The sequence below is a fragment of the Microbacterium sorbitolivorans genome (genome assembly GCF_003327285.1).
GTDB classification, from domain to species: Bacteria; Actinomycetota; Actinomycetes; order Actinomycetales; family Microbacteriaceae; genus Microbacterium; species Microbacterium sorbitolivorans.
Window position 1 is genome coordinate 695,042 of the sequence record NZ_KZ848473.1, and the last position, 21,940, is coordinate 716,981.

15 protein-coding genes are annotated in these 21,940 nt (G+C 69.1%); 13 read left to right on the plus strand and 2 right to left on the minus strand.

Annotated features, from left to right (window positions below):
• Position 1: 1 nt before the first annotated feature.
• From DTO57_RS03555 to rpsT, 4 genes are all read left to right on the plus strand, one after another.
• Positions 2–895 (plus strand): ABC transporter permease, encoded by an 894-nt coding sequence (locus DTO57_RS03555; RefSeq protein ID WP_114116815.1) that lies wholly within the window; start codon positions 2–4, stop codon positions 893–895.
• Entirely contained in the window at positions 892–2,946 is a 2,055-nt protein-coding gene (locus DTO57_RS03560) for an ABC transporter ATP-binding protein (RefSeq protein WP_114116816.1), read from the plus strand. The genes DTO57_RS03555 and DTO57_RS03560 overlap by 4 nt, the downstream gene beginning before the upstream one ends.
• A gap of 50 nt (positions 2,947–2,996) precedes the next feature.
• Positions 2,997–4,721 carry an ABC transporter family substrate-binding protein gene (locus DTO57_RS03565; protein ID WP_114116817.1) on the plus strand — a complete coding sequence of 575 codons (1,725 nt, stop codon included), beginning with the start codon at positions 2,997–2,999 and terminating at the stop codon, positions 4,719–4,721.
• A 204-nt stretch (positions 4,722–4,925) separates the two neighbouring features.
• Entirely contained in the window at positions 4,926–5,186 is a 261-nt protein-coding gene (gene rpsT / locus DTO57_RS03570; protein ID WP_114116818.1) for a 30S ribosomal protein S20, read from the plus strand.
• A 67-nt stretch (positions 5,187–5,253) separates the two neighbouring features.
• Here rpsT and holA read toward each other — a convergent pair whose 3' ends face one another.
• Positions 5,254–6,288: a DNA polymerase III subunit delta gene (holA, locus tag DTO57_RS03575; protein ID WP_114116819.1), complete on the minus strand. Its 1,035-nt coding sequence runs from the start codon at positions 6,286–6,288 to the stop codon at positions 5,254–5,256.
• Between the two features lie 115 nt (positions 6,289–6,403).
• On the opposite strand from holA, the gene leuS reads away from it, so the two are divergent.
• From leuS to DTO57_RS03605, 6 genes are all read left to right on the plus strand, one after another.
• A complete protein-coding gene (leuS, locus tag DTO57_RS03580; RefSeq protein ID WP_114116820.1) occupies positions 6,404–8,914 on the plus strand; it encodes a leucine--tRNA ligase in 2,511 nt (836 codons plus the stop codon).
• A 147-nt stretch (positions 8,915–9,061) separates the two neighbouring features.
• Positions 9,062–9,661 (plus strand): ComEA family DNA-binding protein, encoded by a 600-nt coding sequence (locus tag DTO57_RS03585; RefSeq protein WP_114116821.1) that lies wholly within the window; start codon positions 9,062–9,064, stop codon positions 9,659–9,661.
• Positions 9,658–11,925, plus strand: coding sequence for a ComEC/Rec2 family competence protein (locus tag DTO57_RS03590; protein WP_244909101.1), 2,268 nt, complete (start codon positions 9,658–9,660; stop codon positions 11,923–11,925). The genes DTO57_RS03585 and DTO57_RS03590 overlap by 4 nt, the downstream gene beginning before the upstream one ends.
• 42 nt (positions 11,926–11,967) lie before the next feature.
• The gene (locus DTO57_RS03595) at positions 11,968–12,606 is read left to right on the plus strand and encodes a DedA family protein (RefSeq protein WP_114117272.1); all 639 of its coding nucleotides are present in this window, start codon (positions 11,968–11,970) and stop codon (positions 12,604–12,606) included.
• A 5-nt stretch (positions 12,607–12,611) separates the two neighbouring features.
• Entirely contained in the window at positions 12,612–13,649 is a 1,038-nt protein-coding gene (locus tag DTO57_RS03600; RefSeq protein ID WP_114116823.1) for an App1 family protein phosphatidate phosphatase, read from the plus strand.
• A gap of 133 nt (positions 13,650–13,782) precedes the next feature.
• Positions 13,783–14,328 (plus strand): GNAT family N-acetyltransferase, encoded by a 546-nt coding sequence (locus DTO57_RS03605; protein ID WP_162785643.1) that lies wholly within the window; start codon positions 13,783–13,785, stop codon positions 14,326–14,328.
• Between the two features lie 352 nt (positions 14,329–14,680).
• Here DTO57_RS03605 and DTO57_RS03610 read toward each other — a convergent pair whose 3' ends face one another.
• Positions 14,681–16,132: an MFS transporter gene (locus DTO57_RS03610; protein ID WP_114116825.1), complete on the minus strand. Its 1,452-nt coding sequence runs from the start codon at positions 16,130–16,132 to the stop codon at positions 14,681–14,683.
• Positions 16,133–16,283: 151 nt separating this feature from the next.
• Between DTO57_RS03610 and DTO57_RS03615 the strand changes: the two genes are divergently transcribed.
• Genes DTO57_RS03615 through DTO57_RS03625 form a run of 3 tightly spaced genes read left to right on the plus strand, consistent with a single transcriptional unit; the run spans position 16,284 to position 21,933 of the window.
• Positions 16,284–16,976, plus strand: a complete 693-nt coding sequence (locus DTO57_RS03615; protein ID WP_114116826.1) for a hypothetical protein — start codon at positions 16,284–16,286, stop codon at positions 16,974–16,976.
• Positions 16,973–18,520 carry a DNA polymerase Y family protein gene (locus DTO57_RS03620; protein WP_114116827.1) on the plus strand — a complete coding sequence of 516 codons (1,548 nt, stop codon included), beginning with the start codon at positions 16,973–16,975 and terminating at the stop codon, positions 18,518–18,520. Before DTO57_RS03615 ends, DTO57_RS03620 begins: the two co-directional genes overlap by 4 nt.
• Positions 18,520–21,933 carry an error-prone DNA polymerase gene (locus DTO57_RS03625; RefSeq protein WP_114116828.1) on the plus strand — a complete coding sequence of 1,138 codons (3,414 nt, stop codon included), beginning with the start codon at positions 18,520–18,522 and terminating at the stop codon, positions 21,931–21,933. The genes DTO57_RS03620 and DTO57_RS03625 overlap by 1 nt, the downstream gene beginning before the upstream one ends.
• Positions 21,934–21,940: the final 7 nt, after the last annotated feature.

Genomic DNA, 21,940 nt, shown 5'->3' on the forward strand with positions numbered 1-21,940 from the left:
CATGACCATCACAGAAACTCCTGACATCCAGCGTTCCAAGCCGTTGTCGAAAGGCGCGCTCTACACGCGCCGGTTCTTCCGCAACATCCCTGCGTCCGTCGGTCTGGGCATCTTCGTCCTCATCGTCGCGTTTGCTGTGTTCGGTAATATCTTTGCGAAGTACGACTACATCGAGCTCGACTTCCTCGCTCTCTCGAAGGGCCCGAGCAGCGAGCACTGGTTCGGCACGACCAGCGCCGGCAACGACGTCTATGCGATGACCGTCCAGGGTCTGCGCCGCTCACTTATGATCGCCATCATCGTGTCCGTCGGCACGACCGTCATCTCGGCGGTGCTCGGAGCCATGGCCGCATATCTCGGCGGCTGGTGGGAGCGAGTGATCCTCTGGGTCATCCACTTCATGCTCGCCGTCCCGGGCTTCCTCATCGTTGCCCTCGTGACGAATGGTTCCGGGGGCAACTGGTTCATCCTCGCGGTCATGCTCGTCGTGATCGGTTGGATGATGCTCGCCCGAACGGTCTGGACGCTGTCGCTGTCGATCCGCGAAAGCGAGTACGTGCAGGCCGCTCGTTACATGGGCGTCAGCGACTTCAAGATCGTTTTGCGTCACATGATCCCCAACATGGCATCGCTACTCATCATCAACTTCACCCTCGGGATCATCGGTGCCGTCAACTCCGAGACGAGCCTCTCGTTCCTCGGCTTTGGCGTGCAGATCCCCGACATCTCGCTCGGTAACCTCATCGCCACGGGCGCGAACGTCGTTTCATCGGCCCCCTGGATCTTCCTCTTCCCAGGCCTCATCCTCACGCTCCTCACGGTGTCGATGGCGTTCGTGGCGGATGGCCTGCGCGATGCCCTCGACCCGAACTCGGTGGCAGGAGGCCGCGCATGACCGATCCCATCCTCTCCGTCAAGGACCTCACCGTCAGCTTTGCGAGCGAGGCGGGACGCGTCGACGCGGTGCGCGGCGTCAGTTTCGACCTGCACCCCGGAAAGACCATCGGCATCGTGGGCGAGTCCGGCTCCGGCAAGTCCGTAACCTCTCTCGCCATCATGGGCCTTCTCGCCGACAACGCCCGTGTCGGCGGCTCGGTCGTGTTCGACGGCATCGAACTCCTCGGCAAGTCAGACAAGCAGATGTCGGAGATTCGCGGCAACGGCCTGTCGATGATCTTCCAGGATCCGCTGACCTCGCTGACCCCAGTGTTCACGATCGGCGACCAGCTCGTCGAGGCCATCACGGCCCATCGCGGCGTGACCAAGGCTCAGGCGTGGCAGAGGGGCATCGAACTGCTGAAGACCGTCGGCATCCCCAACGCCGAAGTTCGCATGAAGGCTTTCCCGCACGAGTTCTCGGGCGGAATGCGGCAGCGCGTGGTGATTGCGATCGCATTGGCGAACGACCCCAAGCTGATCATCGCCGACGAGCCCACGACGGCCCTCGACGTGACGATCCAGGCACAGGTGCTCGACGTGATCAAGAAGGGCCAGCGCGAGACCGGTGCAGCCGTGATCATGATCACGCACGACATGGGCGTTGTCGCAAACGTCGCCGACGATGTGCTCGTGATGTACGCGGGCCGCCCCGTCGAACACGCCCCCGTCGACGACCTGTTCTACGACACGCGCATGCCGTACTCGGTCGGTCTTCTCGCCGCGATCCCGCGCGTCGACAAGAAGGACAAGGAACCGCTGATCCCGATCAAGGGCAACCCGCCCATGCTGATCGGTCTCCCCGATGCCTGCCCCTTCGCCGATCGTTGCCCGATCGCTACCGAGGCGTGCCGCACCGCGGAGCCGGCCCTTACGGCCGTCGCTGACGGTGGCGAGCAGCACTTCGCCGCCTGCATCCGCGCAGACGAGATCCGCAACGGCACGATCGCGGGCGAGCCCGTATTCCCCGCGCCGGTGATCCCCGAGAGTGCGCTGCTTCGGAAGCCCCGCGAGGAGCGTGCCCAAACGCTCCGCGTCGAGAATCTCACCAAGACCTTCCCCCTCCTCAAGGGCGCGCTCGCGAAGCGCAAGGTCGGCGAGGTCCACGCCGTGCAGAACGTCTCCTTCGACATTCGCGAGGGCGAGACCCTCGCGATCGTGGGCGAGTCGGGCTCGGGCAAGACCACGACGCTCCTCGAGATCATGGAACTTGCGAAGGTCGACGGTGGCGACATCGTCATCAACGGCACGAGCGTCAAGGACATTAAGAACCGCCGTCAGGAGCGCGCGCTCCGCCGCGACATCCAGATCGTCTTCCAGGATCCGATGGGTGCGCTTGACCCGCGCATGACGGTGTTCGACATCCTCGCCGAGCCGCTCCGCACCATCGGGGTCGACAAGGCAAAGACGCACCAGCGCGTCGACGAGCTGATGAACCTCGTGGGCCTGAACCCGGCCCACGCCGACCGGTTCCCGCAGGCCTTCTCGGGCGGCCAGCGCCAGCGCATCGGTATCGCGCGCGCTCTCGCGACCGAGCCGAAACTGATCGTGCTCGACGAGCCCGTCTCCGCGCTCGACGTGTCGATCCAGGCGGGCGTCATCAACCTGCTCGACGAGCTCAAGGCCAAGCTCGGCATCTCCTACCTCTTCGTCGCCCACGACCTCTCGGTCGTGCGCCACCTCGCCGACCGCGTCGCCGTCATGTATCTCGGACAATTTGTCGAGCTCGGCGATGTTGACGAGGTCTTCGACGACCCGCAGCACCCGTACACACAGGCGCTGCTCTCGGCGATCCCCGTACCCGATCCCCACGTGGAGCGAACGCGCGAGCGCATCGTTCTTCGCGGCGACCTGCCCAGCCCAACCGACAAGATCGCGGGCTGCCCCTTCGTGAGTCGTTGCCCGCTCTTCCAGACCCTGGATCCCGCGAGCAAGGCCCGCTGCGAGGGAGAGGCACCACAGCTCACCGGTCGTGAGGGCGTGCACACCAACGCGTGCCACTTCCGGTAAGTCTCCCCCTCGATTCCCACCCCAAGCGCAAACGCGCGAAAGGAACACCAATGAACAAGCAGACTAAGTGGATCGGAGCGGCCGCTCTCCTGGCCGCCTCCTCCCTCGTTCTGGCGGCATGCTCCGCGGATGACGAGGCGAACAAGCCCTCCGGCGACAAGGGCGGCGACAGCGCCCCCGCCGCCGTCGAGGCGAAGCCGGACAACAACCCGGTTGACCGCGCCGACATGAAGCAGGGCGGCACTGTTGTCTCTGCGATCGGCGAGATCACGACGCAGTTGAACGCGCTGCACAACGACGGCTCCGCAAACACCATGACGCTGTGGACCTGGTACAACCCCCAGGTCATGCTGATGACTCCGGAGGGTGAGGTCTACGAGAACCCCGCCTATCTGTCGGACCGTACCGTTGAAGAGGTCGACGGCAACACCGTCGTCACCTACACCTTCACGGATGAGGCGACGTTCAACGACGGCACCCCAATGGACTGGAAGACCATCGAGGCGACTTGGCGTGTGCAGAGCGGCGAGGGCGACTACCAGCCGAACTCGACCGACGGCTACCGCCAGATCGCGTCGGTCGAGAAGGGCGAGACCGACAAGCAGGCCGTGGTCACCTTCAAGGGAACCTTCGCATGGGTCGATGCTCTCTTCCAGCAGGTGATCCACCCGGATGCCGCGAAGGACGCCAAGACCTTCAACGAGTCCTACATCAACGAGCCGCATCCCGAGTGGGGTGCTGGGCCCTACACGATCGGGACGTGGGACGCCGACAAGGGCACGGTGACGTTCGTCCCGAACGAGAAGTGGTGGGGCGACGAGCCGATGCTCGACGAACGCACATTCCGCGTGATGGAGGCGACCGCGACGATCAACGCGTTTAAGGCCGGCGAGATCGACATGGTCGCAACCGCCTCCGCCGACCGACTCGCCCAGGTTGCTGACATGGACGGCGTCAAGACCTACCGCGCCCCCGACGTTGCCAACGCGCTGCTGCAGTTCAACGCGAACACACCGGCTCTGAGTGACATTAACGTGCGCAAGGCCGCGATGCTGGCAATCGACCGCGAGCAGATCAAGGAAGTCAACTTCCAGGGTCTCGATTGGGAGGAACCGCCCGCGGGCTCGTTCAACCTCTACCCGTTCCAGGAAGGCTACGAAGACTCGTTCGCGGCTGCTGGATACGAGTTCAACTCCGATGAGTCGGCCACTCTCCTCGACGAGGCTGGCTGGACGATGGGTGACGACGGTATCCGTGAGAAGGACGGCGAGAAGCTGTCGTTCGGCTACACGACCTTCGGCGATGACCCCACCAGCGAGGCGATCGCCCGCGTCATCCAGCAGCAGCTGAAGGCAGTTGGTATCGAGCTGAACATCGAGAACCACCCCTCGAGCGAGTTCGCGACCGTGGTCAACGAGGGTGACTGGGACACCGTCATCATGCGCTTCACCTCGTCCGACCCGTTCGGCGTGATGTGGATGTGCCAGATCTATTGCATGGACCAGGGTCTGAACCTGTCGGACACCTCCGACGAGACGTTCGACTCGCGCATCCACGAGCAGGTTGAGGCGCTCCCGACGGCCGAAGAGCAGATTCCTGCTGCGATGAAGCTCGAGGCTGAACTGATGAGCGAGTCGTGGGGCATCATGCCCGTCTACAACGGCCCGATCATCGCCACCGCGAAGGAAGGACTCGCGAACATGAGCCCCGAGCCGTACAGCGGTCTCGACATGTTCGGAGTTCAGCCGGTCGAGAACTTCGGCTGGGCGAAGTAATCCGCTTCCTCCCATAGTGCGGGGTCGGTGCTGCTGCACCGGCCCCGCACTCGCGTTCGCGGCGCGTTCAGGCACCGCGCATGCCACCTGCTAAGCTTGGTTCTTGGCTTGCGTGCGGGCTCCCACACCTGCACACGTCTCGCGGCGGCCCCTCTACCGCCAACAGACAACATCCGATTCGCAATTAACGAAGGCCTAAATAACGTGGCAAACATCAAGTCGCAGATCAAGCGCAACAAGACCAACGAGAAGGCGCGCGAGCGCAACCGCATCGTCAAGAGCGAGCTGAAGACGCTCGTTCGTGCGACGCGTCGCGCCATCGCGGCCGCCGACAAGGGCGCTGCCGAGACCGCCTTCGCGAAGGCTTCGAAGAAGCTCGACAAGGCCGCCTCGAAGGGCGTGATCCACAAGAACCAGGCCGCGAACCGCAAGGGCGCCCTGGCGAAGCAGATCCACGCGCTCTGATCTTTCAGCGCTAAAGGCCCGTCTCCTTTCGAGGAGGCGGGCCTTTTCTGTGGACGGATTCGGGGCGCTACGCCCCAAAGGGCGCGCGGGTCGCGACGACCGTCACCATGCGCTCGACGGCGAAGACGGGGTCGCGCGAGGCTCCCTTGACCTCGGCATCTGCCCGCGCGGTTGCCTGGATCGCGAGGCCGAGGGTCGACCCCGTCCAGCCCACGAGATCGCGCTGCGCGCGCTCGACCTGCCAGTCGGGCATGCCGAGGTCGCGCGCCACCTGACGAGCGGGCCCGCGCTTGCCGGCGACGCGCGCCATGGTGCGTAGCTTCATCGCGAACGCGGCGACGAGGGGCACCGGATCCGCGCCCGAGTCGAGCGCCTGGCGCAGGGCGACGAGCGCACCGCCGTGGTCGCCGGCGATCGCCATATCGGCGACGGCAAAGCCCGACATCTCGACGCGGCCGCCGTAGTAGCGCTCGACGGTCGCGAGGTCGATCGTGCCGGTCGTGTCTTGGATGAGTTGCTGGCAGGCCGCAGCGAGCTCGGCAAGATCCCCGGCGAAGGCCCGCGTGACCGCCTCGAGCGCTTGCCTGTCAATCTTGCGACGGGCATGACGAAACTCGCCCGCGGCGAAGTTCGCGCGCTCGCCGTCCTTCTTGATAGCGGGGCACGGTACCTCGACGCCCCCGCCGAGCCCAGAGCGAATCGCGTCGAGCAGCTTCTTACCGCGCACGCTCGCGGCCGTGTGCCGCAGGATGACCGTCGCGCCGTCCTGGGGCGCCTCGAGGTAGGCGAGAGCCTCGGTGAGGAAGGCATCGTTGCACTTTTCGACGCCCGAGACGCGCACGAGGCGGGGCTCGCCGAAGAGTGACGGCGACGTGACCGCGAGAAGCGTTCCGGGTGCGTAGTCGTCGGCGCGAATGTCGGTGACCTCGAGCGACGGATCCTCGTCCTTCAGCTGGGTGCGCACGCCCGCGATCGCGCGCTCCGCGCAGACCTCCTCGGATCCAAAAACGAGCACGATCGGCGCCGGGCGCGGCTCGCGCCACTCGAGCGTGGGGATCGCGGAGGGCTTTGCGGAGGATCCGGAGCGTCGTGGGGCGGCCATTTCTCCAGGGTAGTCGGCAGGTGCGACAAGGCTCCCGAGGTAACCTTGACTATCCCCTGTCATCCGCGCTCCAGGGCGCCGACAGACAAGCATCGATCGATAGGCCCCATCCACCGTGTCTGAATCCATCGCACCGGAAGAATTCGCCGAGCAGGCTCCCGATATCCACGCCATCCAGAACAAGTGGCAGGCGTACTGGGACGAGAACGGCACCTTCCTTGCGGGCGGCGACGAGGATCCGCGCCCGCGCAAGTACGTGCTCGCGATGTTCCCGTACCCCTCGGGCGACATGCACATGGGCCACGCGTCGAACTACCTCTACAGCGACATCGTCGCGCGCTACTGGCGCCACCGCGGCCACAACGTGATGCAGCCCATCGGCTGGGACTCGTTCGGCCTGCCCGCCGAGAACGCCGCCATCCAGCGCGGCGCGGATCCGCGTGAATGGACGTACGGCAACATCGCGCAGCAGCGCGAGAGCCTCGGCCGCTACGGCGTCTCGTTCGACTGGTCGCGCGTGCTCCACACGTCCGACCCCGAGTACTACCAGTGGAACCAGTGGCTGTTCCAGCAGATGTACGACCGCGGCCTCGCGTACCGCACCGAGAGCCCCGTCAACTGGTGCCCCAACGACCAGACCGTGCTCGCCAACGAGCAGGTCATCGACGGTGCGTGCGACCGTTGTGGCGCGACCGTGATCAAGAAGAAGCTCACGCAGTGGTACTTCAAGATCACCGACTACGCCGACCGCCTGCTCGACGACCTCGACCAGCTGGAGGGCCGCTGGCCGCACAAGGTGTTGCAGATGCAGCGCAACTGGATCGGCCGCTCGATCGGTGCCGACATCGACTTCGAGATCGAGGGTCGCGCCGACAAGGTCACCGTGTTCTCGACGCGCGCCGACACCCTGCACGGCGCGACCTTCATGGTCGTCGCCCCCGATAGCGACCTCGCCGCTGAGCTCGTCGCAACGGCGAGCCCCGAAACGCGCATGCGCTTCCAGGACTACCTCGACCAGACGCAGAAGCAGACCGACATCGAGCGCCAGTCATCCGACCGCGAGAAGACCGGTGTTCCGCTCGAGCGCTTCGCGATCAACCCCGTCAACGGCGAGAAGCTGCCGATCTGGGCCGCAGACTACGTGCTGGCCGACTACGGACACGGCGCCGTCATGGCCGTGCCCGCGCACGACCAGCGCGACCTCGACTTCGCTCTGAAGTTTGAGCTGCCGGTGCGCGTCGTGCTCGACACGTCGGCCGAGGGCGAGGAACTCGCGAACCCCGCCGAGACCGGCGAGGCTCTGACGGGCGAGGGCGTGCTCATCAATTCCGGCGAGCTCGACGGTCTGCCGAAGGCAGACGCGATCGCGCGCATGATCGAGATTCTGGCGGATTCCGGATCCGGTCGCGCGTCGAAGCAGTACCGCCTGCGCGACTGGCTGATCTCCCGCCAGCGCTTCTGGGGCACGCCGATCCCGATGATCCACACGGCCGACGGCCGCATCGAGAAGGTTCCCTCCGACCAGCTGCCCGTGAGGCTCCCCGTCGCGAAGGACATCGACCTCAAGCCCAAGGGCACCTCGCCCCTGGGCGGCGCGACCGAGTGGGTCACGACGGTCGACCCCGTGACGGGCGAGCAGGCGCTACGCGACCCCGACACGATGGACACCTTCGTCGACAGCTCCTGGTACTACCTGCGCTTCCTCTCGCCGAAGAGCGACCAGTTCGCCTTCGACCCGAACGAGGCCGATCGCTGGGCTCCCGTCGACACGTACATCGGTGGCGTCGAGCACGCGATCCTGCACCTGCTGTACGCGCGCTTCATCACGAAGGTGCTGCACGACATGGGCCTCGTGAAGTTCACCGAGCCCTTCAGCGCGCTTATCAACCAGGGCATGGTCCTGCTCGACGGCTCGAAGATGTCGAAGTCGAAGGGCAACCTCGTGCAGGTGTCCGAGCAGCTCGACGAGAACGGATCCGACGCCGTGCGCGTCGCGCTCGCCTTCGCCGGCCCGGTGGAGGACGACAAGGACTGGAACGACGTGCACACGGCGGGCGCGAAGAAGTTCCTCGCCCGCGCGCTGCGCGCCGCCCAGGACGTCGCCTCGGAGCCCGGAATCTCGTTCGACGGCGGCGACAAGGCGCTCCGCGGCGTCACGCACCACCTGCTAAACGACGCCCCCGGCCTCGTCGAGCAGACGAAGTACAACGTCGTCGTCGCCCGCCTCATGGAGCTCGTCAACGCGATCCGCAAGACGATCGACTCGGGCGCGGGCGCCGCGGATCCGGCGGTCCGCGAGGCCGTCGAGACCGTCGCCGTCGTGCTCGACCTCGTCGCCCCGCACACGGCGGAGGAGATGTGGGAGATCCTCGGCCACGCGCCGAGCGTGAGCGCCGTCGATTGGGCCCCCGCCGACCCCGCGCTCCTCGTCGAGGACGAGGTCACGGCCGTCGTGCAGGTTAACGGCAAGGTGCGCTCGCAGCTTCAGGTTCCGGCCGACATCTCGGTCGACGACCTCGAGAAGCTCGCCCGCGAAGACGAGAAGGTGTTGCGCTTCATCGGCGACAAGCAGATCTTCAAGGCGATCGTGCGCGCGCCGAAGCTCGTGAGCCTCGTCGTCAAGTAATCGCTTCTCACCACGAAGGGCGTCCCGTTCGCGGGGCGCCCTTTTGGCGTGTCGCGGGGGCGGGGCAGCGTGTCCACAGGCCCCTTTTCGGCGCCGAGTTTTCCCCATCCCGGTCGCGGGCACGGCGCTGCGCCTAGCGTCGGAGCCATGTCAGACCTCGAGGCATACGGGCGGGCCTCGCCCCGCGCGCGCCTCGGCGTGGGCGCCGCGATAGCGCTCGTGCTGCTGGCGCTCGCCGTCACGGTCGGCATCGGCATCTGGCGCGGCCACTCGACGCCCGCCGAGGTCGTCGCCTCCACCGACGAGTCGGCGTTCGAGCCGGAGGCGGCCGCCGAGATCTACGTACACGTGGCGGGCGCCGTCGCCTTGCCCGGCCTCTACGTGCTCGCCCCCGACGCCCGCGTGATCGACGCCGTCTCGGCCGCGGGCGGGCTCGCGGGCGACGCGGATCCGTCGGCCATCAATCTCGCCCGCACGCTCGCCGACGGCGAGCAGCTCGTCGTCCCGCGCGAGGGCGAGGCGCCGCCCGCGACCGCGGGAGGCGGATCCGCGGGCGGGCTCGTCAACATCAACACCGCCGATGCCGTGACGCTCGAGACGCTGCCGGGCGTCGGTCCCGCGCTCGCGTCGCGCATCATCGCGTGGCGCGAGTCGGAGGGGCCGTTCACGGCCGTCGACGACCTCCTCGCGGTCTCGGGCATCGGGCCGCGCGTGCTCGAGTCGCTCCGCGAGCTGGTGACGGTGTGAGGCGCGATCTGCGGCTGTTGCCCGTGGCCCTGGCCACGTGGGCGGTCGCGCTCGCGTGCGTGCTGTGGCCGGCGGCCGCGGGTGCCGCGGCAATCGGATCCTGGTGCGCGGCCGGCGCCGCCCTCGCGGCCGCGTTTCTCACCCGCCGGGGCGCACTCGCGCTCGCCTCCGTCGTCTGCGCGGCCGCGGCCATCGCGGCGAGCGGCGTGTGGCTCGCGCTTCCCTCCCGCGACGCGGCTGCCGAGGCCCTCGACGGGCAGGTGAGGGACCTCGTCGTGCACGTGACGACGAAGGTCGAGCCGACGCTCGGCGGGGTGCGGTTCAGCGGATCCGTGATCGTCGACGGATCCTCGGCCCTCGTCGCCGTGCGGCTGAGCGGCGAGATCCCGGAGGATCTCGACCTCGGCGCGCGGGTGTCGGTGACGGGCGGCGGCCAGCCGACGGATCCGGGCGAGGCCGCCGCGGCGATCGTCTTCGCGCGGTCGGCGGAAGTGGTCGACGCGCCACCGCACGTGTTCGGCGTCGCGAGCGCGCTGCGGCGCGGTTTCGTCGATGACGTGGTTCGCGGGCTCCCGGATCCGGGCGGCGGCCTGCTGCCCGGGCTCTCGGTCGGCGAGACGAGCGCCGTCTCGGACGAGCTTGACGCACACATGAAGGCGTCGTCGCTCTCGCATTTGACCGCGGTTTCGGGAAGCAATTGCTCGCTTGTCGTGGGTCTCGCGTACGGCGCGTGCGCGCTGTGCGGCCTCGGTCGGCGCACGCGCATCGCCGTCGCAACGGCGGTTCTCGCGGGCTTCGTGGTGCTCGTGACGCCCGAGGCGAGCGTCATCCGCGCCGCGGCGATGAGCGCGATCGGGATGTTCGCGCTCCTGCTCGGCCGGCGCGGCGCGGGAGCCGCGGTGCTCGCGCTCGCGGTGACGGTGCTCGTCGTCGCGGATCCGTGGCTTGCGACCTCCTTCGGATTCCTGCTCTCGGCGGCCGCGACCGGCGCCCTGCTGCTGCTCGCGGAGCCGCTCGCGCGCGGGCTGGGGCGCTGGATGCCCCGTGCGCTCGCCCTCGGCATCGCCGTGCCGCTCGCCGCGCAGCTCGTGTGCGGGCCGATCATCGTGCTCTTCGCGCCGGAGGTCGCGCTCTACGGGGTCGTCGCGAACATGATTGCGGGGCCGGGCGCGCCCATCGCGACCGTCCTGGGGCTCGTGGCGTGCCTCGCGCAACCGATCCCGCCGCTCGCGCTCGGCGCCGCCGCGATCGCGTGGTTACCGTCGGCGTGGATCGCGCAGACCGCCGAGACCTTCGCGACGCTTCCCGCCGCGCGGCTCGGCTGGAGCGAGGGCTGGCTAGGGTTCGCCCTCCTCACGGCGCTCGGGGCCGCGTGCGCCGCCGTCATCTGCCGCGTGCGGCCGCGGTGGCTGCGCAGGCTCTCGGGCGCCGCCCTCGCGGTGATCGTCGGATCCGGTGCCGGGATGGTCGTGCTCGCGGGCGTCGCGGGACCCCTCACCGCCCCGCGCGACTGGGCGATCGCGCTCTGCGACGTCGGGCAGGGCGACGCGATCCTGCTGCGATCGGCGGGCCACACGGCGATCGTCGACACCGGCCCCGACGTCAGGGCCCTCGAGGCGTGCCTCAGCCGGCTCGGCGTCGACGACATCGACGTCGCGTTCCTGACGCACTTCGACGCCGACCACGTCACGGGCGTGCCCGCCCTCGCGGGACGCGCGCACACGATCATCTACGGGCCCGCCTCGGGCCCGGGCGAGCTCGCCGACGCGCGCGCCGTCACGGACGACGTGAGGGAGGGATCCGCGGGCCTGTCCGGCACGCTCGGCAACGCGAGCTGGCGCGTGCTCTGGCCCCGCGCCGGATCCCGCGCCTTCGAACCCGGGAACGACACGAGCCTCATCGTCGAAATCGCGGGGCCCGACCTGCCGCACACGATCCTGCTCGGCGACCTCGGCGAGGACGCGCAGCGGCTCCTCGGCGCGGAAGCGGACCTCGGCCCCGTCGACGTCGTGAAGGTCTCACACCACGGTAGCCGCGACCACTCGCCCGCGCTCTACGCGGCGCTGCGCCCGCGCATCGCCCTCATCGGCGTCGGCGAGAACGACTACGGGCACCCACACCCGGATCTGCTCGCGACCCTCGCACGTACGGGCTCACGGGTCGCGCGCAGCGACACCGACGGGCTCGTGCTCGTCGGCTACGAGGATGGCGAACTCACGCTCTGGCGAGAGAACCCCGCCGCGGCGCCGCCAGACGACGGCTGATCAGGGATCCACATAACGGGCCTGCACTAAACTCCTCTCGTGATTAACGATGTCCTGACTACGATTCTCGACTTTGTCGAGGGAGTGTCTCCGGTACTTCGCACGCTCATCGCGTCGGTGGCGATGATGCTCGAGACGAGCGTTCTCGTCGGGCTCATCGTTCCGGGCGACACCATCGTTCTCGTGACGGCGACGAGCGTGACGACGTTCCTCGAGGGGCTCGTTCTCGGCGCGTGCATCGTCGCGGGCGCGTTTGCCGGCGAGACGATCGGCTACATGGTCGGCCGCTGGGCCGGTCCGTGGCTGCGGAGATCGCGCGTCGGCGGCTGGATCGGCGAGCGCAATTGGGAGCGCGCCGAGAAGTACCTGCAGCGCCGCGGCGGCATCGCGATCTTCTTCTCCCGCTTCCTGCCGGTGCTGCACTCGATCGTGCCGCTCACGGTGGGGATGTCGGGGTACGCGTACCGCAAGTTCGTCGCCTGGACCCTGCCGGCGTGCGCCCTGTGGTCGGCCATCTACATCACGATCGCCGCGGGAGCCGCCGAGACATACCGCGAGCTCTCGGGCAGTGCGCACTGGGCGGGGTTTGCCTTCATCGGCATCATCGCCGCCGGGATGCTGCTGATCTTCGCGGGAAAGAAGCTTTTGGGCTGGTTTGAGCACCGGCACATGAAAGACTGATTCCGATGGCTTCTCGACCGGCACAGCCCGCCCGAAACCCGCACAAGATCCTGTGGGTCGCACGCGTAGAGCGTAGGTTCCACTCGTGGCGTGAGCGCCGCGCGCGCAAGCATGGCCGCACGCCCGAGGTCGTGCCGTTCCCCGGATACGGCGGCGACGGCTGGGTGCGCGTGCTCGGCCGCGTGATGATCCTGCCGCCCGGCGGTCGCCGGCGCCGCAACGACGGCGCCCGCGGCTGGCGCTCCTTCGCCGGCATCGCCGTCGGCTATGCGACCGTGAAGATCACCGTCGGCGGCGAGACCCACGAGGTCGCCGCCGATCGCGGAGGCGTCATCGACATCCGCGTGCCCGCGACCCTCGAGCCCGGCTGGCAGACGCTGACGATGTCGGTCGAGAACGGCGAGCCCGCGACCGCGCATGTCTACATCGTGGATCCGGCCGCCCGTTTCGGCGTGATCAGCGATGTCGACGACACCGTCATGGTGACGGCGCTCCCCCGCCCGCTGCTCGCGGCGTGGAACTCGTTCGTGCTCAACGAGCACGCGCGGCAGCCGGTACCCGGCATGGCGGTGCTGCTCGAGCGCCTCATGACCGAGCACCCCGGCGCGCCCATGATCTACCTGTCGACGGGCGCCTGGAACGTCGCGCCGACACTCAACCGCTTCCTGCACCGGCACCTCTTTCCCCGCGGCGCCATGCTGCTCACCGACTGGGGCCCCACGCACGACCGCTGGTTCCGTAGCGGACGCCTTCACAAGGAGACCAACCTTCGGCGCATCGCCGAGGAGTTCCCGAACATCACCTGGCTGCTCGTCGGCGATGACGGCCAGCACGACGACGAGATCTACACGCAGTTCACCGTCGAACACCCCGAGTCAGTCGCGGGCGTCGCGATCCGTCGCCTGACGACCACCGAGGCCGTGCTCGCCGGTGGCCGCACCTCGGTCGACAACCACTCTGCCGCGGCCGGCGTGCCGTGGGTGACCGCCAACGACGGCGCGGGTCTTGCCTCGCGGCTGCGCGCGGTGGGGATCCTCTCGTAGCCGTAAGTGCGGGGATGGCCCCGAACTGCGGACCCAGTAGGGGAAACCCTCCGTACTACGGGGCCATCTCCGAAGTACCGGTGTTTTCACCGGCCCACGTCGCCTCTACGCCCGACTATGGAAGGCTGGTGTGGTGCCGTCGTTTCCCTCGCTTATTGTCACTATTGACCAGGAACTTGTCGCGAGCGAGGTGCGACAGGGCGACGAAGAAGTCCTTGTCGCTGCATGTACCGACGCGACAACGCGACTGTGGCTTCCCTTGCCGGATCCGTACACGCCTGAGCTCGCGCGAGAATGGTGCGCCGCCATCGCGCCTGCAATGCGGACTGCAGGAACAGGTCTCGTGCTCGCCGTACGCGAGCACGGTGATATGGTCGCAAACATAGATGCGAAACGTGTCGATTGGCGCGCTCGCACCTGCGAGTTGAGTTACTGGACCGCACCACACGCACGCGGTCGCGGGATCCTGCCGCGTGCGTTGCGAGCGATCGCCGAGTCGCTGATCCGCGAGCTCGGTTTCGAGCGGATCGAACTGCGCATTGCGCCGAAAAATGCTGCGTCTCTCCGCGTCGCGGAGAAGGCTGGCTTCCTCCGCGAAGGAACCGCACGCAACGCAGGATTCACCGATGCAGGCCGCAATGATCTGGTGATCTGGTCGCTGATCCCAGAGGACCTCTAGCCCCCGCGTACCGCAACTGCGGAAGTGACCCCGAACTGCGGACTCAACAGGGGTATTTCTCCGCAGTACCGGACCATCTCCGCAATACGGGGCCAGGGCCCTCGGGCTGAGCCCACGCAAGCGCGGCCTCCGCGTGCCGCAACTACGGAAATGGCCCCAAACTGCGGACTCAGTAGGGGCAGGCCTCCGCACTACGGGGCCATCTCCGAAGTACGGGGCCAGGGCCCAGGGGTTGGGCGCACGCAAGTGCAGTCCCCCCGCGTGCCCCACCTACGGAAGTGACCCCGAACTGCGGACTCACCCAGGGTGAGTCTCCGCAGTTCGGGGCCATCTCCGCAACACGGGGCCAGGGCTACGCGATGTCCACCTTCTCGCGCCGCAGGAACAGCGCCGCGGCGAGGGCGATGAGGATCACACAGGCCGGCAGGATCATGGTCTGCGCCATCGCGGTCGAGAATGCCTCCGCGATGGGCGGGGGCATGGACCCGCCGGTCTGCCCCGCGGGCGCCTCGCCCGCGCCGGGCAGGTTCGCCTCGAGGCGCGACTGCATGAGGGCGGCGACGGCGGCGGATCCGATGACGGATCCGATGGTGCGGGTCGTGTTGTAGATGCCCGCGCCCGCGCCGGCCATGCGCGGCGGGAGCTTGCGGGTCGCGGTCGTCGACAGCGGACCCCACATGCCGGCGTTACCGATACCGAGCAGCGCCGACGGCAGCAGGAAGACCCAGATCGGCGTGTCCATGTCGATGATCGCGGCGTACCAGAACATGCCGGCGGCGACGCACAGGAGGCCGGGTAGGAGGATCACGCGCGGATCCACGCGGTCGAGGATCTTGCCGGCCGCGGGGGCGAGGGCGCCCGAGATGACGGCCATGGGGATCATCAGCAGCGCGGCCTTCGTCGGGGTGAGCCCGCGCGCCGACTGCAGGAAGAACATCAGCGGTAGCGCCTGCGCCGTCACGGTGAACCCGACGGCGGCGATCGCGATGTTCGCTCCCGAGAAGTTGCGGTCGCGGAAGAGCGTCAGCGGCACGAGCGGCTCGCTGCGGGTCTTCGCCTGCTGCACGACGAAGACCACGAGAACGACGAGGCCCGCCGCGATCGTGCCCCAGATCGGCAGCGACCAGTCGTACTTCTCGCCCTCCTGCAGTCCGAAGACGATGAGGAACACCGCGATGGCGCTCAGCACGACGCCGAGGATGTCGAAGCGGTGCGGGTGTGTCTCGAGCTTCGGGACGAGGATCCAAGCGGCGATGAAGCCGATGATGCCGACGGGGATGTTGATGAAGAAGATCCACTCCCAGCCGAGGCCGTCGACGAGCAGTCCGCCCGCGAGCGGCCCGACGAGCGTCGCTACGCCCGCTGTCGCGCCCCACATGCCCATGGCTGCGCCGCGGTTCGTGGGCAGGAAGGTGCGGGTGATGACGGCCATGGTCTGCGGCGTCATGAACGCAGCCCCCAGGCCCTGCACCGCCCGGGCCGCGATGAGGCCGCCGAGCGTCGTCGACAGGCCGCACCATAGCGACGAGAGCGTGAAGATCGCGAGCCCGATGAGGTAGATGTTCTTCGGCCCGAAGCGGTCGCCGAGGCGTCCGGTGACGAGCAGCGGAACAGCGTAGGTGAGCAGGTAGGCGCTCGTGACCCACACGACGTTGTCGAGGTTGCTCGTGGCGGGGTCGAGTGCGGCCTTGATGGCGGGGTTCGCGACCGACACGATCGTCGTGTCGACGAGGATCATGAAGAACCCGATGATCAGGGCCCAGAGTGCCGGCCAGGGGCTGCGCGTGTTCTCGCGTTCGGTCATGGGTCGTGCCTTTCCGGGCGCGAGTGATGGTGCGCCTCGAGGAGAGTACGCCCCTTTTCTGAACCGCGCGCTTCGTTTGTCAGTGGTTCGAAATAGTGTTCGACGCAGGCTGTTTTATATCGAACATTATTTCTATAATGGAGGCGTGAGCATGGCACTGGCACAGGTCGAAAGCGCGGATCAGGTGGCGCAGATCACGCGCCTGCGCGCCCAGATCGGGCAGATGCAGCGCCGCACGGCCGAGCCCGAGCGCGTGCCGGTTCCTGGTCCTCTGGCGCGGCTCTTCCCGACGGGCGGGCTACGCCCCGGCGCGGCCTATGCCCTGCCCGACTCCCCCAGCCTGTTGCTGGCGCTCGCGGGCGAGGCCTCGCACGCCGGATCCTGGTGTGCGTTCGTCGGCATGCCCGACCTCTCGATGCAGGCCGCCACGTCGCACGGCGTCGCGGCCGACCGCGTCGCGCTGATCCCGGATCCGGGCGAGCGCTGGCTCTCGGCGGTGTCGTCGGCGGCCGAGGTCTTCCCGCTCGTCGCGGTGCGCCCGCCGCGCGCCGCGACCGCCGCCGAGACGGCCCGCCTCTCGGCCCGCCTGCGCGACCGAGCCAGCACCCTGCTCGTCATGGGCGCGTGGCCGGGCGCAGAGCTCTCGCTCTCGCTCGGCGAACCCGAGTGGCGCGGCATCGGCGCGGGGCACGGGCTCATCGCCTCGCGCGCCGTGACGATCGCGGCGGCGGGGCGGGGGCTCCCCTCGGCCCGCCACGTGCGCGTGCTCCTCCCCGGCCCGACCGGAGCCGTCTCGGAGATCGCGCCCGCCCGCCGAGCCCACCTGAGGGCGGTGGCCGCATGACCGATCCCGAACGCGCCATCGTGCTGTGGGTGCCCGATTGGCCCATCGAGGCGTACCTGCGCACGCAGGCCCGCGAGGTCTCGGAGCGCGATCAGGTCGCGCCCGAGGCTCCGCTCGCCATCGTCCACGACGGCCGCATACTCGTCTGCTCGGCCTCGGCCAGGGCCGCGGGCGTCTCCCGCGGGCAGCGACGGCGCGACGCGCAGGCGGCCTGCCCCGAGCTCGGCCTTCTCCCCGCCGATCCGGGGCGCGACGCGCGCGCCTTCCACGCCGTCCTGAGCCGCGTCGAGCAGATCGTGCCGGGCGCCGAGCCCCTCCAGCCCGGCCTCGTCGCGGTGCGCGCCCGTGGCCCCGCGCGCTTTTTCGGCGGCGAGGCCCCCGCGGCGCGCGCGCTGCTCGACGCCCTCGCCGAGATCGGCCTCGCGGGCGCCCGCGCGGGCGTCGCCGACGGTCTGTTCACTGCCGAGCGGGCGGCGCGCGCGGCGGGCGCGGATCCGCTGGTGATCCCCGCGGGGATGGCCGCGGAGTTCCTCGCGCCGCTCCCCGTCGCGTCGCTCGGCGATCCCGAGCTCGCGGTCTTTCTCGCCCGGCTCGGGGTGCGCCGGCTCGGCGAGTTCGCCGCGTTACCGGAGAACCTGGTGCGCGACCGGCTGAGTTCGCACGGCGTGCGCCTTCGCGCGCTCGCCGCGGGCGCCGATTCCCGCCCCGTCGTACCGCGGGTGCCACCGCCCGAACTGCGGCGCGCCCTCGACCTCGAGCCGCCCCTCGAGCTCGCTGACCAGGTGGCCTTCGCGGTGCGTCTCACGGCCGATTCCTTCCTGACCGGCCTCAACGAGCAGGGGCTCGTCTGCACGTCGCTGCGCGTCGTCATCGAGACCGATCGCGGCGAGCGTAGCGAGCGCGTCTGGCAGCACCCATCGTGTTTCGATGCGTCGAGCGTCGTCGACCGCGTGAGGTGGCAGCTACAGCCATCGCCGGGTTCCGAGCCGTTCACGGGCGGCGTGAGCCGCGTCGAGATCGAGCCGGAGGCGGTCGACGAGGGCGCGGCCCACCAGCCCGCGCTCCTCGGCCAGGGCCCCGACGAGAGATCCCATCACGCGATGACGCGCGTGCAGGCGGGTCTCGGGCACCGCGGGGTGCTGACGCCGGTGCCGTCCGGCGGTCGCTGGCTGGCCGAGCGCGAGGAGCTGGCGCCCTGGGGCGAGGCGGTATCGGCTTCGCTGCCGAGGGAGCTGCCGTGGCCGGGCTCGCTGCCCGATCCGCTGCCATCGGAGGTGTTCCGCGAGCCGCGGCCCGTCGCCGTTTCGGGCGAGGGCAGCGCCGAGGTATCGGTCGACGAACGCGGCTTCCTCTCGACGCCTCCCGCGTCGATCGACGGCCGCGCCGTGGTCTCGTGGGCCGGCCCATGGCCGGTCGTCGAGCGCACCTGGGATCCGGCACGGGAACGGCGGGCGCACCGGTTCCAGCTGGTCGATGATCGCGGATCCGCGTGGCTCGCGGTACTCGAGGGCGACGCATGGCTTCTCGAGGGGAGGTATGCCTGATGGGCTTTCGTAACCCACCTGTGAAGTGGAACGAGCTGGAGCGTGTGCTGAGCGGCAGGCGACCAACCTCGCAGCCCTCAGCGGCTGATGGCGGGGATAGCCCCGCGTGGAGCCGCAAGCGCGGGGCGTACGAGGCGCCGCCCGTCTCGCGTGCCACGAACCAGACACCATACGCAGAGCTGCACGCGCACTCGTCGTTCTCGTTTCTCGACGGGGCGAGCTCGCCCGAGTCTCTCGTGGAGGAGGCCGAGCGACTCGGCCTCGAGGCGCTGGCACTCACAGATCACGATGGCTTCTATGGCATCGTGCGCTTCGCGGAGGCCGCCGAGCAGACCTCGGTCGCGACGGTCTTCGGCTCCGAGCTCTCGCTCGACCTCCCCGCGCCGCAGAAGGGCATCCCGGATCCGGCGGGCGAGCACCTGCTCGTCCTCGCCCGCGGCGAGCGCGGCTATCACCGTCTGTCGCGGGCGATCACGCGTGCCCAGCTGCGGGGCGCGGAAAAGGGGCGTCCGGTGTACGACCTCGACGAGCTCTCGCGCGAGTCGGCGGGGTCGTGGGCGGTGTTGACGGGGTGCCGGAAGAGTTCGGTGGGGCGGGCCCTCGAAAAGGTGGTGCGCGGCGAGGCCGATGAGAGCGGGCTGGAGCGTGCCATGGGCTCGCTTGTCGACCTGTTCGGGCGCGAGAGCGTGCACGTGGAGCTGACGCGACACGGTGATCCGCTCGACGATCGCCGGTGCGACGCGCTGGTGTCTCTCGCGGAAAAGTGGGGGCTGCCCGTGGTGGCGACGGGCAACGTGCACTATGCGACGCCGAAGCAGGTGCCGCTCGCGCAGGCGGTTGCGGCGATCCGGGCGACGCGCAGCATGGATGCGCTCGACGGTTGGCTTCCGGCGACGGGTGGCGCGCACCTGCGTTCGGGCGACGAAATGGCGCGGCTCTTCGCCCGCTATCCGGGGGCGGTCGAGGCGTCGGCCCGGCTCGCGGGTGAACTGGCGTTTCCGTTGCGCACCGCGAAACCGGCCCTGCCGAAGCAGGAGGTTCCCGAGGGGCACACCCCCATGTCGTACCTGCGGGAGTTGGTGTGGAAGGAGGTTCCCGTGCGCTATCCACGGCTCCCCGAGGCAGATAGGCGGCGCATCGCGCACGAGCTCGACGTGATCGAGAAGAAAGACTTCCCCGGCTACTTCCTCATCGTGCGCGACATCGTCGCCGAGGCGCGCCGGCGCGGGATCCTGTGCCAGGGGCGCGGGTCGGCGGCGAATAGCGCGGTCTGTTACCTGCTGGGTATCACGGCGGTGGATCCGATCTTCTATCGGCTGCCGTTCGAGCGGTTTCTGTCGGCAATGCGCGACGAGGAGCCCGACATCGACGTCGACTTCGATAGCGATCGGCGCGAGGAGATCATCCAGTGGGTGTTCGAGAGGTATGGGCGCGAGCGCGCGGCGCAGGTGGCGAACGTGATCCAGTACCGGCCGAAGAACGCGATCCGCGATGTGTCGCGGGCGCTGGGGTTCTCGGCGGGCCAGCAGGACGCGTGGGCGCGGCAGGTGGAGCGCTGGGGCGCAAGCATCGAGTCGGGCGGCGACCACACGATCCCGGATCGGGTGCTCGAGTACGCCCAGCAGCTGCTGGGCGCGCCCCGGCACCTGGGGATCCACTCGGGCGGCATGGTGCTCACCGATCGTCCCGTGGGCGAGGTGGTGCCGATCGAGCATGCCCGCATGCCGGGGCGCACCGTCATCCAGTGGGATAAGGACGACGCGGCGTGGATGGGGCTCGTGAAGTTCGACCTGCTGGGGCTCGGCATGCTCGCGGCGCTGCAACACTGCTTCGACCTGATCCGGGATTCGACGGGCGAGGCGTTCGATCTCCGGCAGCTCCCGCGGGAGGAGCCGGCCGTGTACGACATGCTGTGCCGCGCCGATTCGATCGGGGTGTTCCAGGTCGAGTCGCGCGCGCAGATGGGGCTGCTCCCGCGCCTGCAGCCGCGCAAGTTCTACGACCTGGTGGTGCAGATCGCGCTGATCCGTCCCGGCCCCATCCAGGGCGGCGCCGTGCACCCCTTCGTGCGCCGCAAGATGGGGCAGGAGCCCATCACCTATGCGCACCCGAAGCTCGAGCCGGTGCTCGAGCGCACCCTCGGCGTTCCGGTGTTTCAGGAGCAGCTGATGCAGATGGCGATGGCAGTCGGCGACTGCACGGGCGAAGACGCCGACCTGCTGCGGCGGGCCATGGGGTCCAAGCGCGGGGTGACGCGCATCGAATCGCTGAAGGAGAAGCTCTTCGCGGGCATGGAGCGCAACGGCATCGACGAGACGACGGCCGCGAGCATCTACGCGCAGATTCAGGCGTTCGCGAACTTCGGCTTCGCCGAATCCCACTCCCTGTCGTTCGCGCTGCTCGTGTACGCGAGCTCGTGGATCAAGTTGCACTACCCGGCGGCGTTCCTCGCCGGCCTCCTCCGGTCGCAACCCATGGGCTTCTACTCCCCCGCGACGCTCACCGCCGACGCGCGGCGGCACGGCGTGGAGGTGCGCCGACCCGACATCTCGCACTCGGGCGTGACCGAGATTCTCGAGCCCCTCGTGCCGGGGCGGCGCGGCGGACCCACGGGCCGGGCCGCGTGTCTGCGCGACCACGAGGGATCCGCCCCCGAGTTCGACCGCCGCGCCCCCGACGAGTCGGCCGCCCACCGCCGCGACGGCAACTTCGCGGTGCGCCTGGGGCTCGCCTCCGTGACGGGCATCGGTGAGAAGACCGCGCGCCTCATCGTCGGCGAGCGAGACTCGGGCGGCCCCTATGCCTCGTTGCACGACCTCGTGCGCCGCACCGGCATCACCGAGAAGCACCTCGAGGCGCTCGCCACAGCCGGGGCCTTCGCGTCCCTCGGGCTCGACACCCGCGAGGCCCTCTGGCTCGCCGGGACGGCGGCGCTCGACCGTCCCGAGTTCCTCGACGGCACGGTCGCCGCAGTGCAGCCGCCGCTCTTCGCGGATCCGACGAGCTACGAGCGGCTCTCGAGCGACCTCTGGGCGACGGGCGTCTCGGTCGACGACCACCCGCTCGTCCACTTCCGCTCTGCCCTCGACGCGCGCGGCGTGGTCACCTCGGTGGGTCTCCGCGCGCACGAGACGGGGCGCCGCATCGAGGTCGCGGGCCTCGTCACCCACCGCCAGCGGCCCGCGACGGCGTCGGGCATCACGTTCATCAACCTCGAAGACGAGCACGGGCTCGTCAACGTCGTCTGCTCCGTGGGGGTGTGGAACCGCTACCGCCACGTCGTCCGCGATGCCCCGGCGCTCATCGCCCGCGGCATCCTCGAGCGTTCCCCCGAGGGGGTGATCAACCTCGTCGCCGATGCCTTCACCGACCTTCGCGTCGGCATCGACCACCGCTCCCGGGATTTCCGCTGATCCGCGA

Excerpts from the sequence above, each read along its gene's own strand:
- DTO57_RS03620 (WP_114116827.1), top strand. The coding sequence starts at position 16,973 with ATGACCGATCCCGAACGCGCCATCGTGCTGTGGGTGCCCGATTGGCCC.
- holA (WP_114116819.1), bottom strand. The coding sequence starts at position 6,288 with ATGGCCGCCCCACGACGCTCCGGATCCTCCGCAAAGCCCTCCGCGATC.
- DTO57_RS03610 (WP_114116825.1), bottom strand. The coding sequence starts at position 16,132 with ATGACCGAACGCGAGAACACGCGCAGCCCCTGGCCGGCACTCTGGGCC.
- DTO57_RS03600 (WP_114116823.1), top strand. The coding sequence starts at position 12,612 with ATGGCTTCTCGACCGGCACAGCCCGCCCGAAACCCGCACAAGATCCTG.
- DTO57_RS03585 (WP_114116821.1), top strand. The coding sequence starts at position 9,062 with ATGTCAGACCTCGAGGCATACGGGCGGGCCTCGCCCCGCGCGCGCCTC.
- DTO57_RS03625 (WP_114116828.1), top strand. The coding sequence starts at position 18,520 with ATGGGCTTTCGTAACCCACCTGTGAAGTGGAACGAGCTGGAGCGTGTG.
- DTO57_RS03555 (WP_114116815.1), top strand. The coding sequence starts at position 2 with ATGACCATCACAGAAACTCCTGACATCCAGCGTTCCAAGCCGTTGTCG.
- DTO57_RS03560 (WP_114116816.1), top strand. The coding sequence starts at position 892 with ATGACCGATCCCATCCTCTCCGTCAAGGACCTCACCGTCAGCTTTGCG.
- DTO57_RS03565 (WP_114116817.1), top strand. The coding sequence starts at position 2,997 with ATGAACAAGCAGACTAAGTGGATCGGAGCGGCCGCTCTCCTGGCCGCC.
- DTO57_RS03615 (WP_114116826.1), top strand. The coding sequence starts at position 16,284 with ATGGCACTGGCACAGGTCGAAAGCGCGGATCAGGTGGCGCAGATCACG.